This window comes from Mycolicibacter hiberniae, assembly GCF_010729485.1.
GTDB lineage: Bacteria > Actinomycetota > Actinomycetes > Mycobacteriales > Mycobacteriaceae > Mycobacterium > Mycobacterium hiberniae.
Genome location: NZ_AP022609.1, coordinates 2,686,226 through 2,700,619, shown reverse-complemented (window position 1 = coordinate 2,700,619; position 14,394 = coordinate 2,686,226). Strand labels below are relative to the sequence as shown.

The 14,394-nt window shown below is 67.7% G+C and carries 13 protein-coding genes and 1 pseudogene; 6 read left to right on the top strand and 8 right to left on the bottom strand.

The window, feature by feature from the left end; genetic code table 11:
- Window positions 1-32: 32 nt before the first annotated feature.
- Window positions 33-932, top strand: a complete 900-nt coding sequence (locus G6N14_RS12740) for a sigma-70 family RNA polymerase sigma factor (protein ID WP_085135118.1) — start codon at window positions 33-35, stop codon at window positions 930-932.
- A 7-nt stretch (window positions 933-939) separates the two neighbouring features.
- Here the strand turns inward: G6N14_RS12740 and G6N14_RS12735 are convergent.
- From G6N14_RS12735 to sdhC, 6 genes and pseudogenes are all read right to left on the bottom strand, one after another.
- Window positions 940-1,548: pseudogene (locus tag G6N14_RS12735) on the bottom strand (carboxymuconolactone decarboxylase family protein); the annotation flags it as partial.
- A gap of 137 nt (window positions 1,549-1,685) precedes the next feature.
- The gene (locus G6N14_RS12730; protein WP_085135116.1) at window positions 1,686-2,486 is read right to left on the bottom strand and encodes a phosphatidylethanolamine N-methyltransferase family domain-containing protein; all 801 of its coding nucleotides are present in this window, start codon (window positions 2,484-2,486) and stop codon (window positions 1,686-1,688) included.
- A gap of 93 nt (window positions 2,487-2,579) precedes the next feature.
- A complete protein-coding gene (locus tag G6N14_RS12725; protein ID WP_085135253.1) occupies window positions 2,580-3,323 on the bottom strand; it encodes a succinate dehydrogenase iron-sulfur subunit in 744 nt (247 codons plus the stop codon).
- Window positions 3,324-3,451: 128 nt separating this feature from the next.
- Window positions 3,452-5,206, bottom strand: coding sequence for a succinate dehydrogenase flavoprotein subunit (gene sdhA / locus G6N14_RS12720; protein ID WP_085135115.1), 1,755 nt, complete (start codon window positions 5,204-5,206; stop codon window positions 3,452-3,454).
- Window positions 5,207-5,239: 33 nt separating this feature from the next.
- A complete protein-coding gene (locus G6N14_RS12715; protein ID WP_085135114.1) occupies window positions 5,240-5,707 on the bottom strand; it encodes a succinate dehydrogenase hydrophobic membrane anchor subunit in 468 nt (155 codons plus the stop codon).
- A complete protein-coding gene (gene sdhC / locus G6N14_RS12710; protein WP_407663170.1) occupies window positions 5,704-6,138 on the bottom strand; it encodes a succinate dehydrogenase, cytochrome b556 subunit in 435 nt (144 codons plus the stop codon). Before sdhC ends, G6N14_RS12715 begins: the two co-directional genes overlap by 4 nt.
- Window positions 6,139-6,376: 238 nt before the next feature.
- On the opposite strand from sdhC, the gene G6N14_RS12705 reads away from it, so the two are divergent.
- From G6N14_RS12705 to G6N14_RS12695, 3 genes are read left to right on the top strand one after another with little or no spacing between them, the layout of a single operon-like run.
- On the top strand, window positions 6,377-6,769 hold the full coding sequence (locus G6N14_RS12705) for a cytidine deaminase (protein ID WP_085135113.1): 393 nt from the start codon (window positions 6,377-6,379) through the stop codon (window positions 6,767-6,769).
- Window positions 6,766-8,052 (top strand): thymidine phosphorylase, encoded by a 1,287-nt coding sequence (locus tag G6N14_RS12700; RefSeq protein ID WP_085135112.1) that lies wholly within the window; start codon window positions 6,766-6,768, stop codon window positions 8,050-8,052. The genes G6N14_RS12705 and G6N14_RS12700 overlap by 4 nt, the downstream gene beginning before the upstream one ends.
- Window positions 8,053-8,059: 7 nt before the next feature.
- The gene (locus G6N14_RS12695; protein ID WP_085135111.1) at window positions 8,060-9,148 is read left to right on the top strand and encodes an adenosine deaminase; all 1,089 of its coding nucleotides are present in this window, start codon (window positions 8,060-8,062) and stop codon (window positions 9,146-9,148) included.
- A 57-nt stretch (window positions 9,149-9,205) separates the two neighbouring features.
- On the opposite strand, the gene G6N14_RS20660 is transcribed toward G6N14_RS12695, so the two are convergent.
- A complete protein-coding gene (locus G6N14_RS20660; protein ID WP_179960836.1) occupies window positions 9,206-9,772 on the bottom strand; it encodes an LGFP repeat-containing protein in 567 nt (188 codons plus the stop codon).
- 214 nt (window positions 9,773-9,986) lie between these two features.
- Entirely contained in the window at window positions 9,987-11,258 is a 1,272-nt protein-coding gene (gene satS, locus G6N14_RS12685) for a protein export chaperone SatS (RefSeq protein ID WP_085135110.1), read from the bottom strand.
- Window positions 11,259-11,604: 346 nt separating this feature from the next.
- On the opposite strand from satS, the gene G6N14_RS12680 reads away from it, so the two are divergent.
- Both G6N14_RS12680 and G6N14_RS12675 read left to right on the top strand, forming a co-directional pair.
- Window positions 11,605-13,023 carry a PE-PPE domain-containing protein gene (locus G6N14_RS12680; protein ID WP_234808860.1) on the top strand — a complete coding sequence of 473 codons (1,419 nt, stop codon included), beginning with the start codon at window positions 11,605-11,607 and terminating at the stop codon, window positions 13,021-13,023.
- A 291-nt stretch (window positions 13,024-13,314) separates the two neighbouring features.
- Entirely contained in the window at window positions 13,315-14,394 is a 1,080-nt protein-coding gene (locus tag G6N14_RS12675) for a PE-PPE domain-containing protein (protein WP_163787157.1), read from the top strand.

The following is a 14,394-nucleotide window of genomic DNA, read 5'->3' as shown; positions in this document are numbered from 1 at the left end:
ACCGTGCGCCGACCCGCCTAGGCTGGTGGGCGATGACGGCATCGGTGGAGGACTTCGAGGCGTTGCGGCCGCACCTGCTGGCGGTGGCTTACCGGCTCACCGGCCTGTTCGCCGATGCCGAGGACATCGTCCAAGATGCCTGGCTGCGCTTCAGCGCCGCCGAACGGGACACCATCGCCGATCCGCGGGCCTGGTTGACCACGGTGGTGAGCCGACTGGGTCTGGATCGGCTGCGCTCGGCCGCGCGGCGGCGCGAATCCTATTTCGGCGAGTGGCTGCCCGAGCCGGTGGTGACCGGCTTCGATGACACGGATCCCTTGTCGGCGGTGGTGGCCGGCGAAGACGCGCGGTTTGCCGCGATGGTCGTGCTGGAGCGGCTGACCCCCGATCAGCGGGTGGCCTTCGTGCTGCACGACGGGTTCGCCGTACCGTTCGCGGAGGTGGCTGCGGTGCTGGGCACCACCGAAGCCGCGGCCCGCCAATTGGCGTCGCGGGCCCGCAAGGCCGTGGCGGCCGATCCGCCGCCCGAACCCGATCCGCGCCACGCCGAAGCGGTCGGGTCTTTGATGGCCGCCCTGGCAGCCGGTGACCTGGCGGCCGTGGTGGCGCTGCTGCATCCCGACGTGACGTTCACCGGCGACGCGAATCGCCGGGCGCCGACCGTCCTGCGGGTGGTCCAGGGGCCGCAGAAGGTGGCGCGGTTGCTGCTTGGCCTGGCGCGCCGCTACGGCCCCACCCTGATCACCGCGAACCAGCTGGCGCTGGTCAACGGCGAGCTCGGCACCTACACCCCCGGAGCGCCCGGTGTCGACGGGCTGGCGGAGCTGATGCCGCGGGTCACCGCCATGACGGTGCGCGACGGGCGGGTGGTGGCCATCTGGGATGTCGCCAACCCCGACAAGTTCACCGGATCGCCGTTGCGGCCACGGTGACCGCCCGTCAGGCCCACGGCACGCGGCAGGCGTCCCCGGAGTTGAAACCCTGCTCGGTGATGCCCAGCGCCGAGTACATCCGGGCCCGCATGTTCTCGATCCCGATCTGGTAGGTCAGCTCGATGACGCCGGTGTCACCGAAGCGGCGCCGCAGGTCGGCCACCTGGTCGTCGGTGACACCGTGCGGGTCGGTGGTCACCGCATCGGCGTAGGCGATCGCGGCCCGTTCGTCATCGGTGTACAGCGCAGAGTGAGCGTAGTTGTCGATGTCCTTGAGGCGCTCGACATCCAGGCCCTCCAGCCGGGTCAGCATGGCGCCGAAGTCGACGCACCACGAGCAGCCGATGGTGCGGGCGGTCCAGAACACCGCCAGTTCACGCACCGTGGCGGGCAGGGTGCGCGACGCGGACTGCAGCAGCCCTTCGTGTACGGCGTTGGCCAGCAGCAGGCGCGGGTGGTGGGCGATGACGGCGAACGGTTCGGGGACCTCGCCGAAGCGCCGTCTGGTGTAGCGGTACATCGCACGCACCAGCGGGTTGGCCTGACGGGGGGACAGCGGTTCGATTCGTGTTCGAGTAGTCATACCCGTTAGACGAATCGGCCCGCCAAAGTGTGACAAGGCGGCCGCGGTCGGCTCGGCTCACCGCCGGCTCGGTCGGCTCGGTCGGCTCGGTCGGCGCGGCCGGCTCGCGAACGTGTACTCAGACCGAAAATGTTGGGCAATTCTCGGCCTGAGTGCACGTTCGCCGAACGTCAGATCAGGAAGGGAACCAGCGCCTTGCGATCGGCCGGGTAGTCGGGGAACTTCTCCTGGTACCAGCGGTGCGTGCCCAGCGCGCGGGGGATCAGATTGCCGGCGGTGATCAGCAGGATCGCGACGCCCGGCAGCGCCCAGGTGAGGATCGCGAAACCCGTCCAGGCGACGATCTCGCCCAGATAGGCCGGGCTGCTGACGAACCGGAAGCCCCCGCCGAACGGAATCCGGTACTCCGCGCCGGCGGGCCGACCGGCACTGTTCTTCTCGCGCAGGTTGCGCACGATCGACTCGGAGTTGACCAGCAGGGCAAAGCCGCACAGGTAGATCACCAGGCCCACCAGGAACCGCGGGTCGGTCAGCCACGCGGTGCCGTACTGCCCGAAGTAGTTGTGGCTGAACAGCGCTCCGTTGAGGTAGCCGTGCATGGAGGTGACGAGCATGCCCATCACCACCACCGAGACGTTGAAGGTGCTGCGTTTGCCGGGGACCTGGCGGATCGCCAGCGGGAAGAACCAGCCGCGATTGGCGTAGTGCAGCGCCCAGATGCCGGCCAGCACCAGCGACGTCGGCTCGAAGCGGGCCGGCCCGCTGAGGTAGGCGACCGCGAACACCACGGTCGCCGGGATCTCCATCAGCCACCAGCCGAACTTCGGGTTCAGGTTGAACCCCAGCTTGGTCGACGAGAACCGGCCGTAGGAGCTCTGGCCGAAGAAGCCGCCGATGATGACGAACGCCGCGAATCCGAACGCTGCGGTCAGGACGGTGTCATAGACCGTGTTGCCGGTGTACCAGTGCATGGTCAGTGTCCTATCACGGTGGTGGTTGCCAAATGTGAAAGCCCCCATTTCGTAGTGAAATTGGGGGCTTGCACGTTGGATCGCGGCAGAGGATCAGCGAGCGAACATCAGCGCCCGTTTGACCTCCTGGATCGCCTTGGTGATCTCGATTCCGCGGGGGCAGGCGTCCGTGCAGTTGAAGGTGGTGCGGCAGCGCCACACCCCGTCGACCTCGTTGAGGATGTCCAGGCGCTCGGCGGCGGCCTCGTCGCGGCTGTCGAAGATGAACCGGTGCGCGTTGACGATCGCGGCCGGACCGAAGTAGGCGCCCTCGCTCCAGTACACCGGGCAACTGGTGGTGCAGATGGCGCACAGGATGCACTTGGTGGTGTCGTCGTAGCGCGCACGGTCGGTCTGGCTCTGGATGCGCTCACGGGTCGGGTGGTTACCGGTGGTGATCAGATACGGCTTGACCGCCTTGTAGGCGTCCATGAACGGTTCCATGTTGACCACGAGGTCTTTTTCCACCGGAAGCCCACGCAGCGGCTCGATGGTCAGAGTTATTTCCTTGCCCGGCTTCTTGGGCAGGATGTCGCGCATCAGCAGTTTGCAGGCCAGCTTGTTGTTGCCGTTGACCCGCACCCCGTCGGAGCCGCACACGCCGTGCGCGCAGGACCGGCGGAAGGTCAGCGAGCCGTCCAGGTAGCTCTTGACGTAGATCAGCAGGTTGAGCAACCGGTCGGTGGGCAGCGCCGGGACCCGGAAGCTCTGCCAGCCGCCGGTGGCGGCGTAGGCGTCGGGGTTCTCCGGGTTGTAGCGGGCGATCTTGAGGGTGACCATCTGCGCGCCCTCGGGCATCGGTGGCAGCGGCGGGTCTCCGGCCGGGGCGGTGTCGACCAAGGCGGCCGCGCCCGTGCTTGTCGATGGCCCCGGGGAGCAGCATCCACCCTCGGACGAGCAGCAACCGGAGTCAGCTGAGGAGGACATCAGTACTTCCGTTCCTTCGGTTCGTAGCGGGTCTGCACCACCGGCTTGTAGTCCAGCCGGATGTCGGCGATCAGGTCGGAGCCCTCCTTGTAGGCCATGGTGTGGCGCATGTAGTTCACGTCGTCCCGGTTGGGGTAGTCCTCGCGGGCGTGCCCGCCACGCGACTCCTTCCGGTTGAGCGCACCCACCACGGTGACCTCGGCCAGTTCCAGCAGGAACCCGAGCTCGATCGCCTCGAGCAGGTCGGAGTTGAAGCGTTTGCCCTTGTCGTGCACGGTGATCCGGGCGTAGCGCTCCTTGAGCGCCTGGATGTCGCTGAGCGCCTGCTTGAGGGTCTTCTCAGTGCGGAACACCGCGGCGTTGTTGTCCATCGACTGCTGCAGCGCGCCGCGGATGTCGGCGACCCGCTCGTTGCCGTGGTCGGAGAGGACGTCGGACACCCAGCTGACCACCGTTTCGGCGGGGTTCTCCGGCAGCTCGACGAAGTCGTGCGCATTGGCGTACTCGGCGGCGGCGATGCCCGCGCGACGGCCGAACACGTTGATGTCCAGCAGCGAGTTGGTGCCCAGGCGGTTGGCCCCGTGCACCGACACGCAGGCGCATTCGCCGGCGGCATACAGGCCCGGCACGGTGTTGGTGTTGTCGCGCAGCACCTGGCCGGTGACGGTGGTCGGGATCCCGCCCATCACGTAGTGGCAGGTCGGGTAGACCGGCACCAACTCCTTGACGGGGTCCACACCCAGGTAGGTGCGGGCGAACTCGGTGATGTCGGGCAGTTTCTCCTCGAGTACGTCCTCGCCGAGGTGGCGCACGTCGATGTAGACGTAGTCCTTGTTCGGGCCGGCGCCGCGTCCCTCGAGCACCTCGAGCACCATCGAGCGGGCCACGATGTCGCGCGGGGCCAGGTCGACGATCGTCGGGGCGTAGCGCTCCATGAACCGCTCACCGTCGGCGTTGAGCAGCCGGCCGCCCTCGCCGCGCACGGCTTCGGAGATCAGGATGCCCAGGCCGGCCAGGCCGGTCGGGTGGAACTGATGGAATTCCATGTCCTCCAGCGGCAGCCCCTTGCGGAACACGATGCCCAGGCCGTCGCCGGTCAGGGTGTGGGCGTTGGAGGTGGTCTTGTACATCCGGCCGGAGCCGCCGGTGGCGAACACGATGGCCTTGGCGTGGAAGACGTGGATGTCGCCGGTGGCCAGCTCGTAGGCGACGATGCCGGTCGCCACCGGCCCCGACGGTGTCTCGGTGAGCACCAGGTCCAGCGCGTAGAACTCGTTGAAGAACTCCACGCCGTGCTTGACGCAGTTTTGGTACAGGGTCTGCAGGATCATGTGGCCGGTCCGGTCGGCGGCGTAGCACGCGCGACGCACCGGGGCCTTGCCGTGATCACGGGTGTGCCCGCCGAAGCGGCGCTGGTCGATGCGGCCCTCGGGGGTCCGGGAGAACGGCATGCCCATGTTCTCCAGGTCCAGCACCGCGTCGATGGCCTCCTTGGCCATGATCTCCACCGCGTCCTGGTCGGCCAGGTAGTCACCGCCCTTGACGGTGTCGAAGGCGTGCCACTCCCAGTTGTCGTCCTCGACATTGGCCAGCGCCGCGCACATGCCGCCCTGCGCCGCGCCGGTATGGCTGCGCGTGGGGTAGAGCTTGGTCAGCACCGCGGTGCGGGCCCGCGGGGCCGCCTCGACGGCCGCGCGCATCCCGGCGCCGCCGGCGCCGACGATCACCACGTCGTAACGATGTTCTTGAATCACCGCGATATCACCCGTTCGCTACCGAATCTGCCGTCAAGAAATGTTCGCGTCGAAGGTCAGCAGCACGTAGCTGCCCAGTGCCAGCGTGAAGACGATCGACACGGCCAGCAGCGTCATCAGCCAGAACCGGCTGCGGGAGCTGCGGGTGTAGTCGCCGATGATCGTGCGCAGGCCGTTGCCGCCGTGCAGTTCGGCCAGCCACAACAGGCTCAGGTCCCAGATCTGCCAGAACGGCGAGCGCCAGCGCTCGGCAACGTAGTTGAAGTCGATGCGGTACACGCCGTCTTCCCACATCAGCATGATGAACAGATGCCCGAGCACCAGGAAGATCAAGACGGCACCGGAGAACCGCATGAACAGCCAGGTGTACTTCTCGAAGTTGGGCATCCCGCTGTGCTGCCGGGGTGCTCTCGGGTCGCCGAGGCTGGCCGGGTGGTCGCGGTCGGGGCCGAGAACCGGGGCTATCGGGCCTCTGCTGCGCGGCAGGTCAGTGGTGCTCATAGGAATCGCTCCGCCATGTGCATGCCGATGCGGACAACCACCGGAACCATCACCACCAGCCAGATGACGCCTACCGCCACCAGCATCTGGCGGTGCCAGCGGGTGCCCTGCCACCAGAAGTCGATCAGGATCAGCCGGATCCCGTTGAGGCCATGAAACAGCACCGCGGCAACCAGTCCCAGCTCCATCAGGCCGACGAGCGGGGTCTTGTAGGTTGCGATCACCTCGCTGTAGGCCTGCGGGCTCACCCGCACCAGCGCCGTGTCGAGGACGTGGACGAACAGAAAGAAGAAAATGGTCGCACCGGTGATCCGGTGCAGCGCGAACGCCCACATACCGGGGTCGCCCTTGTACAGACTCTGCCGGCGGTGGCGCGTCGCACCTGTCCGCGTTCCCGGCGTCGCCGCATCGGCGGATGTCGCCGTCATCAGCGCCTCCAAATTTTCTGCGGCGGGCCCGCTGTGCCCGGCTTCGCCGGCGTGCGGTCGCTCCACCACGCTATCGCTTCAACAAACCTCGGGTGGGACTCTAAACCCATCCACAGGCCTGAAACGACCAGGCGAAAGTTACTGACGGGTAGTAAGAGGCTGAGGCTAGGCTGATTTTGCCTCGTTGCCGCCGGGCCAAGGCGGGGATGCGGAGCGCTCAGACCGACAGGAGAGCTGGTGGATGTCCCAAGGAATTGACTGGGATATGTTGCGGCGCAGTGCAATATTGGTTTCGGCGCGCGCCTATGCGCCGTACTCGGGCCTGCGGGTGGGTGCCGCCGGTCTGGCCGGCGACGGCCGGGTGGTCAGCGGCTGCAATGTGGAAAATGTCTCATATGGGCTGGGTCTCTGTGCGGAGTGCGCGGTGGTCTGCGGCCTCGTCAGCGGCGGTGGCGGGCCCCTGGTGGCGCTGTCGTGTTGCGATGCCGACGGGAACCTGCTGATGCCGTGCGGCCGGTGCCGTCAGGTGCTGCTCGAACACGGTGGACCCCAGTTGCTCGTCGACCACCCGGCGGGGGCCCGGACGCTGGCCGAACTGCTGCCGGACGCCTTCGGACCCGATGCACTGCCATGAGCATCGCAGCGCCCTTCGACGCCCCGACGCTGATCGCCTGCAAGCGTGACGGTCATCGGCTGCCCGACGCCGGGATCGACTGGCTGATCTCCGGCTACACCTCCGGGGTGGTCGCCGAAGAGCAGATGTCGGCGTTGCTGATGGCGATCTATCTGCGCGGGATGGACGAGCACGAGAACGCCCGGTGGACCCAGGCGGTGCTGGCCTCCGGCGAGCGACTGGACTTCTCCGCCGTCCCACGTCCCACCGTCGGCAAGCATTCGACCGGCGGGGTCGGCGACAAGATCACCCTGCCGCTGATCGCCGCCGTCGCCGCCTGCGGTGCGGCCGTGCCGAGCGCCTCGGGCCGTGGGCTGGGTCACACCGGCGGAACCCTGGACAAGATGGAGTCCATCGCCGGGTTCAGCGCCGCGCTGTCGGGCACCCGGGTTCGCGACCAACTGTCCGAGATCGGCGCGGCGATCTTCTCCGCCGGTCAGCTGGCCCCCGCCGACGTCAAGCTCTATGCGCTGCGCGACATCACCGGCACCGTCGAATCACTGCCGTTGGTCGCCGCCTCGGTGATGAGCAAGAAGCTCGCCGAGGGGACGGACGCGCTGGTCCTCGACGTCAAAGTCGGTTCGGGGGCGTTCATGAAGGGCCTCGACGACGCGCGGGAGCTGGCCCGGCGGATGGTGGCGCTGGGCACCGCGCAGGGCGTCGCCACCCGAGCCCTGATCACCGACATGGGGGTGCCGCTGGGGTGCACGGTCGGCAACGCGATCGAGGTGGCCGAGGCCCTGGAGGTGCTGGCCGGCGGCGGCCCGCCCGACGTGGTGGCGCTGACGGTGCGGTTGGCCCACGAGATGCTGGCGCTGACCGGAATCGATGACGCCGACCCCACGCAGGCGCTGCGCGACGGGACCGCGATGGACCGATTCACCGCGATGGTGCGGGCTCAGGGCGGGGATCTGAGCCAGCCGCTGCCGCTGGGGTCGTGCACCGAGACCGTGACCGCCGACCGGGGCGGATTCATGGGCGATATCGATGCCATGGCGGTAGCCCAGGCGGCCTGGCGCCTGGGCGCGGGCCGGTCCAGGCCGGGGGAGCGGGTGCAGCACGGGGCGGGGGTCCGCATCCACCGCCGGCCGGGCGAACCGGTGGCGGCCGGCCAGACGCTCTTCACCCTCTACACCGATACCCCCGAGCGAACCGGTGCCGCGCTGGCTGCGCTCGACGGCGGATTCGCCATCGGCGACACACCGCCGCTCCCGCGCCCGCTGATCATCGAGACCAGCCCATGATGAACCCATGAGCACACCGGTGAGCCTGGAGACCATCCGGGCAGCTCCCAAGGCGCTACTGCACGACCATCTGGACGGCGGGTTGCGGCCCGCCACAGTCGTCGACATCGCCGGGCAGGTCGGCTACGACGACCTTCCCGCGACCGACCCCGACGAGTTGGCGACCTGGTTCCGGACCCGCTCGCACAGCGGTTCGCTGGAGCGCTATCTGGAGCCGTTCAGCCACACCGTCGCAGTGATGCAGACCCCCGAGGCGCTGCATCGCGTGGCCGCCGAGTGTGTGGTGGATCTGGCCGCCGACGCCGTCGTCTACGCCGAGGTGCGCTTCGCCCCGGAGTTGCACATCGAGGGGGGACTGTCCTTCGACGAGGTGACCGATGCGGTGCTGGCCGGTTTCGCCGACGGCGAGCGCGAGGCCGCGGCGGCCGGCCGGCCGATCACGGTGCGCTGCCTGGTCACCGCGATGCGCCACGCCGCACTGTCGCGGGAGATCGCCGAGCTGGCCATCCGGTTCCGCGACAAAGGGGTGGTCGGATTCGACATCGCCGGGGCCGAGGCCGGCTATCCGCCCAGCCGGCACCTGGACGCTTTCGAGTACATGCGTGATCACAACGCCCGCTTCACCATTCACGCCGGCGAGGCGTTCGGGCTGCCCTCCATCCACGAGGCGATCGCGTTCTGCGGCGCCGACCGGCTGGGCCACGGGGTGCGGATCACCGACGACATCACCGTCGGCCCCGACGGCACCCTGCACCTGGGTCGGCTGGCGGCGATCCTGCGGGACAAGCGGATCCCGCTGGAGTTGTGCCCGAGTTCCAACGTGCAGACCGGAGCGGTCGACAGCATCGCCGAGCACCCGTTCGACCTGTTGGCCCGTGCCCGGCTGCGGGTCACGGTCAACACCGACAACCGACTGATGAGCGATACCACCATGAGCAAGGAGATGCTGGTGCTGGCCGAGACGTTCGGCTATGGCTGGGCTGATCTGCAGCGGTTCACCGTCAACGCGATGAAGTCGGCGTTCATCCCGTTCGATCAGCGGGTGCAGATCATCGAAGAGGTGATCAAACCGCGATACGCCGCCCTGATCGGCTGACGCGAACGCCGAAGGCCGGGCAACCGCGGTGCGATCACCCGGCCTTCGGTTAGCGGATCAGTGCTCGGTGACGGTGGCCTCGGGGTCGCCTTCCTTCCAGGTGACGATGCCGTGCTCGAAGGTGGTCTGCTTGGACCCGTCCGCGGTGGTGGTCTCATCGCTGGTCGGGTAGCCGAGCTTGCCCTGCGAGCCGCCCAACTCGTTCCACTTGTCGCGGATCTTGCCCCACACCACATAGGCGCGGGTGGTGTGAACGATCACTCCGCCGTCGAACTGCTGGTAGACGCCGCCGTCCGGGTTCTTCTGCTCGGCGCCGGTGGGTGCTCCCAGGGCCTCCTTGGCGGCCGCGTCCAGGGAGTCCCACTTGGCCAGGATCGGACCGGCGACGGTGTACTCCTTGCCGTCGGCACCGGCGATGACCGTCGAGCTGGGTGCGGCGCTCTCCTCTTCCGGCGTGCTGACCGCCGAGGAGATCACCGAGCTGGCCGAAGACGCGATCGAGCTGGCCGAGCTCAGGGCGCCGTTGGTCTTGTCCTTGGTGGTGCTGTTGCACCCCGTGCCGATCAGCGCGACCCCCAATACTGCTGCGGATACTGCTGCGGCCCGCTGTGTCGCCTTGCGCATGTGTAGTCCTTTCGAATTGGAAGGCCCCCGCTAACCGCACGGCGCGGCCCATTAGTTACCGGGCCAGATGTTAGTCGCGAATCTGACATCTCGGCAACGAAATGGAGCAAATAACTGCCGCAATTGCGGTGAATTTCCGCGGCACGTCGCATGGCGTCCCTCGCCAGCGTTCCGGCCGCCCACCTGGTGGGGGACGGCACCGGGCGGCAAAGCGCTATTCGCGGCGCAGGCGCGACTGCACGAACGCTTCGAGCTGTTCCCATTCCTTCACGGCGGGAGCGAACGGGCGTTGCGGCTCGTTGACCGATTCCCGGTCGAGCACGTAGCTGACCATCCGGCCCAGCGAACGATCCGGTTTGAGGGTTTCGGCGACCACACCGTCCTCGGCGTAGGTGCCCACATCCTGCAGAAACTCGACGGCCAAATCGAGTTGCTCGCGGTCCAGCGCGTCCGGCCCGTCGGTGATGTCGTCGGAGATCCCGGACAGGACGTAGACGTTGTCGTCGGTGATGTCGATCGACAGCGAGCCGTCGTTGGCCGCGGTCCGGATGTCGTCGTAGGTACTCAGATCCGACAGGTCATGGTCGTGTTCGTCGGCCAGATAGCGGGCCAGGGCGCGCTCGGAACCGAAGACGCTGATCCGGCCGTTGCGGCCCAGGAAGACCGGCTGGTCCCGGAGGTAGCAGCGCAGGGTGAAGAACGTCCCGTTGTCGGTGATGACCCGAATGGGGTCGATCCCGACCTTGGTCCAGAAGTCCTCGTCGCCGCCGAGCACCACCCGGTCGCCGGAGGCGCGCTCGCTGCTGCCGGCGGCCGTTTCGTCGTCATCGCGGTCCTCGCCGTCCTGGGCCTCGGTCTCCTCGACGACCGGCTCCGGCTCGGCGGGTGCCTCGGCGGCCAGCTCCTCAGCCGCCCGCGACGCCGCGGCGGCGTCGACGTCGGGCGTCGTGATGATCTCTTCGACGGCAGCCAGAACATTGCCCCAGTTGCGGCCGATGACTTCGGCGATCAGCGCCCAGCGCTTGCGGCCGGCCCGGCCGGTGAAGTTGTCGACACCGCCGGCCAGCCAGCCCAGGTTCGGGTTGCCGTTGAAGAACTTCGTCACCGCCGGCAGGTCGCACACCGACCCGATTGCCGAGACGATCTCCAGCGCGCCGGCCAATTCCTCAACGGACTGCTCGGTCGGCTTCTGGGTCAGCAGCTCCTCGACCGCGATCAGGTCGTACTGCTGGTCGGGGCCCGGGTCGAGTTTGTGGGCGTTGGCCCGGACAAGCTGCGGCCAGCTGGGGTGGTCGTAGAGGTCGTTGTTGGCGTTGATCCGGACGAACGCCGCCAGGTCGGCCACCGTGGCGAAGCAGTACAGGTTTTCGCCCTTGCCCAGGAAGGCCTGCCACTCGTCGCCGGAGTCGCGCCAGCTCGGCGCCCACAGGGTGTAGCGGTCACCAGCGGTCACCGCCAGGCGGATCGGAACGAGGTCAGCTGCCATGGCGCACAGAATAACGATGCATGGTCGGGCGCCTGGAGCCGGGATTGGCGGGCGGAGGGCCCGCCTCCGGGGAAAAACGCGCAATGCGGTGCTGCCGGGTGGCGCAGCGAACCCGGAGAGCGATCGAACGGCGGGGCGCCCCGCCGGGTCTCGGGGGCGACGCCGCGTCCGGTGGCAGGCGCAGCGCGGCGCGACGCAGCAAACAACCCGACGACGTCGCCGATTTCTGCCGCTGCTTTTCGCGTCGGAGGGCTAAACTGAATTTCACCTAATAGATTAATGTGTTCATCGCTGGTGGAAACAAATGATCATCGGTGCATATTCAAAGCAATCAGGGAGGCCTGCAGTGACCGGAAAGCGCGTTCAGCCCCTGGGGGCGATGGTGGCCGCGGTGTGCGCCGTCTTCCTGGGGATGGCGTCCCTGCTGGCGCCGACGGCGGCCTCTCGGTTGGAAAGGATGTTCGCCGACGTCGCGCTGCTGGCCGGGCAGGGCTGGATCATGACCGGCACGGGTCAGGCCGACCCGACGATCGGCAACTACATGGACCTGGTGCGGGACTACTTCCTGCAGCCCGCGACGCCGTGGTTCGCCGGACAGGCCACCTACCCGGATTACACGCTGAATGGCCTGATCACCCCGGAGCAGTTCTGCCCGATCGTCTGCCAGCCGTTGCCGGTCCCGCGGTTGAACTTCGCGGATTCGCTGGCGCACGGTGTGGCCAACCTCGAAGACGCGATCCGCCCGCAGCTGGAGGCCGGTGACAACGTCACCGTGTTCGGCTTCTCGCAGAGTTCGGTGGTCGCCACTCTGGCGATGCACAACCTGATCGCTGAGGCGCCCGGTGGTGAATATGACCCGGAGAACCTGAACTTCGTGCTGATCGGGGCCCCGAACAACCCGATCGGCGGCATGTTGACCCGCCTGTCCTTCCCGGACGGGTTCGACGGGAACATGCAGCACATTCCGTTCCTGGGCATCCCGGTGGGCATCGACTCCACCCCGACGGTTCCGTTCGCGACGGACGTCTACAGCACCGAATACGACGGCTGGGCCGTCTTCCCGCAGAACCCGCTGAACCTGCTGGCCGTCATCAACGCACTGGTGGGCATCCCGGCGGTGCACAACGCCTACTTCGACGAGAACCTGGCCAACGCCATCGACCTTGGCTCGATCGGCAACACCAACTACTTCATGCTGCCCGAGCAGCTGCCCATCCTCGGACCGCTCTACGGCCTCGGTGACGTCGGCAAGCTGGTCGGCGACGCGCTGGCGCCGATACTGAAGACCGTCATCGACTGGTCCTACGGCAACCCCGGGGCCCCGGACGCCGGCATCACCGTGAACGGCCTGGACCCGATCGGAGCGGCCGGAGCTTGGGCGGTCACCGCAACCGGTCAGCTGTCCGAGGACACCGGCTCACTCGGCTTCATGTTGCGGATGGACCCGCTGCAGATGTTGGCCGGCCTGCAGTACGCCGGTGCGCAGAGCCTGATCAGTATCGGCAACTACCTGGGGGAGCTCGCCGGTGTGGGCCCGCTGCCGGATTCGCACATTGACACGCTGCTGGCCGGCTACAACCTCACGATCGAGCTGGACCAGGCGTTGCTGACCGGGTGGCACAACCTGGCCAGCGAATGGAACCTGCTGGACGTGCTGGGCCCCGACGCCATCTTCAACGGGGCGCCGCTGATCTCCGCCCAGCCGCTGCTGGACCTGGTCGGAGTGGGCTTCAGCCTGCTCAACCTTCTCGACATCTCGCTGTGACGCCGCACCGGCGGCCGCCGGGAGCGATCCTGCTCACGGCGGCCGTGCTGGGCGCCGCCTGCGGGCTGGGCGCGGTGGGCTCCGCCCCACCGCATCGGCACGATCTCACGCTGCTGGCCGGCGAGGGCTGGATCATGGGGCCCACCAGCATTCCCGACCCGACCGTCGGGGGCTATATGGAAGCGGTCAAAGCCCTTTTCCTGCAGCCGGATTCGCCGTGGTTCGCCGGGCAGCCGACGTTTCCCGACTACCACTTCGACGGTCTGGTCACCCCCGAGCATCTGTCCGCTGGTGTGCCTGCCGCCGCCGAACCCCTACCTGACCTTCGCGGACTCGGTGGCACGCGGCGTCGAGCTCCTGCACGCTGCTCTCGAGCCGCAGCTGAGCGACGGTTCTTCTGTCACGGTGTTCGGCTACTCGCAGAGCGCCACCGTCTCCACCCAGGAGATGATCAACCTGCTCGCGACAGGACCCGGTGTTGCCCCGGCCAACCTGCACTTCGTGCTGATCGGAAATCCCAACAATCCACTCGGCGGCGTCCTGACCCGCTTCCCGGCGTATCCGGTGCTGGGCGACCAGCCGGTGCGGCTGCCGTTTCTGGGTATCCCGCTGAGTATCGGACCCACCCCGACCAGCGGATTCGACACCGACATCTATACCGGACAGTACGACGGACTGGCCAACTTCCCGCAAGATCCCACCAACCTGCTGGCCATGGCCAATGCGTTGATCGGCACCGCCACGGTGCATTTCTCCTACCTCGACTTCGACCTGGCCGACACCATCGACCTCGGCAGGGTCGGCGACACGGACTTCTACGTGATCCCCCAGCAGTTGCCGATCCTGTGGCCGATCTACCAGCTCGGTGATGCCGGCAAGGTCATCGGCGATGCGCTGGCGCCGATGCTGAAGCTGGTCATCGACTGGGGCTACGGCAATCCCGGCAACCCGTTCGTCGGCGTCAACGGAACCGATGCCGTGGGGCCCTGGGCCGTCACGGCCGGCGGACAGCTGGCCGACGGCTCCGATGTGGCCGGACTTGTGATGCGGATGGACCCGCTGCAGATGCTGGCCGGCCTGCAGTACGCCGCCGTGCACAGTGTCGTCGACCCGATCAACGACCTGCTGGGGTTCGCCGGTCACTCCCCGCTGCCGGACTCCGTCGTGGATGCGCTGCTGACCGGGTACTACCTCACCAACGAGGTGGACGCCTACCTGCTCGATGCATGGCGCGAGTTGTCTGTGTCGCTGAACGTCGCCGACTGGCTGGGCCCGGATGCGGTCTTCAACGGCGAGCCGTTGATCTCGCTGGCACCGATGCTGGAGATCGGCGCGGTGGCCTTCGAGATCCTCAACCTTCTGGGCGCATGA

Bases quoted from the DNA above. Each gene is read 5' to 3' on its own strand.
- satS (WP_085135110.1), bottom strand. From the start codon at position 11,258: ATGGCAGCTGACCTCGTTCCGATCCGCCTGGCGGTGACCGCTGGTGAC.
- G6N14_RS12730 (WP_085135116.1), bottom strand. From the start codon at position 2,486: ATGCACTGGTACACCGGCAACACGGTCTATGACACCGTCCTGACCGCA.
- G6N14_RS20660 (WP_179960836.1), bottom strand. From the start codon at position 9,772: ATGCGCAAGGCGACACAGCGGGCCGCAGCAGTATCCGCAGCAGTATTG.
- G6N14_RS12740 (WP_085135118.1), top strand. From the start codon at position 33: ATGACGGCATCGGTGGAGGACTTCGAGGCGTTGCGGCCGCACCTGCTG.
- G6N14_RS12695 (WP_085135111.1), top strand. From the start codon at position 8,060: ATGAGCACACCGGTGAGCCTGGAGACCATCCGGGCAGCTCCCAAGGCG.
- G6N14_RS12705 (WP_085135113.1), top strand. From the start codon at position 6,377: ATGTCCCAAGGAATTGACTGGGATATGTTGCGGCGCAGTGCAATATTG.
- G6N14_RS12715 (WP_085135114.1), bottom strand. From the start codon at position 5,707: ATGAGCACCACTGACCTGCCGCGCAGCAGAGGCCCGATAGCCCCGGTT.
- G6N14_RS12700 (WP_085135112.1), top strand. From the start codon at position 6,766: ATGAGCATCGCAGCGCCCTTCGACGCCCCGACGCTGATCGCCTGCAAG.
- G6N14_RS12725 (WP_085135253.1), bottom strand. From the start codon at position 3,323: ATGCCCGAGGGCGCGCAGATGGTCACCCTCAAGATCGCCCGCTACAAC.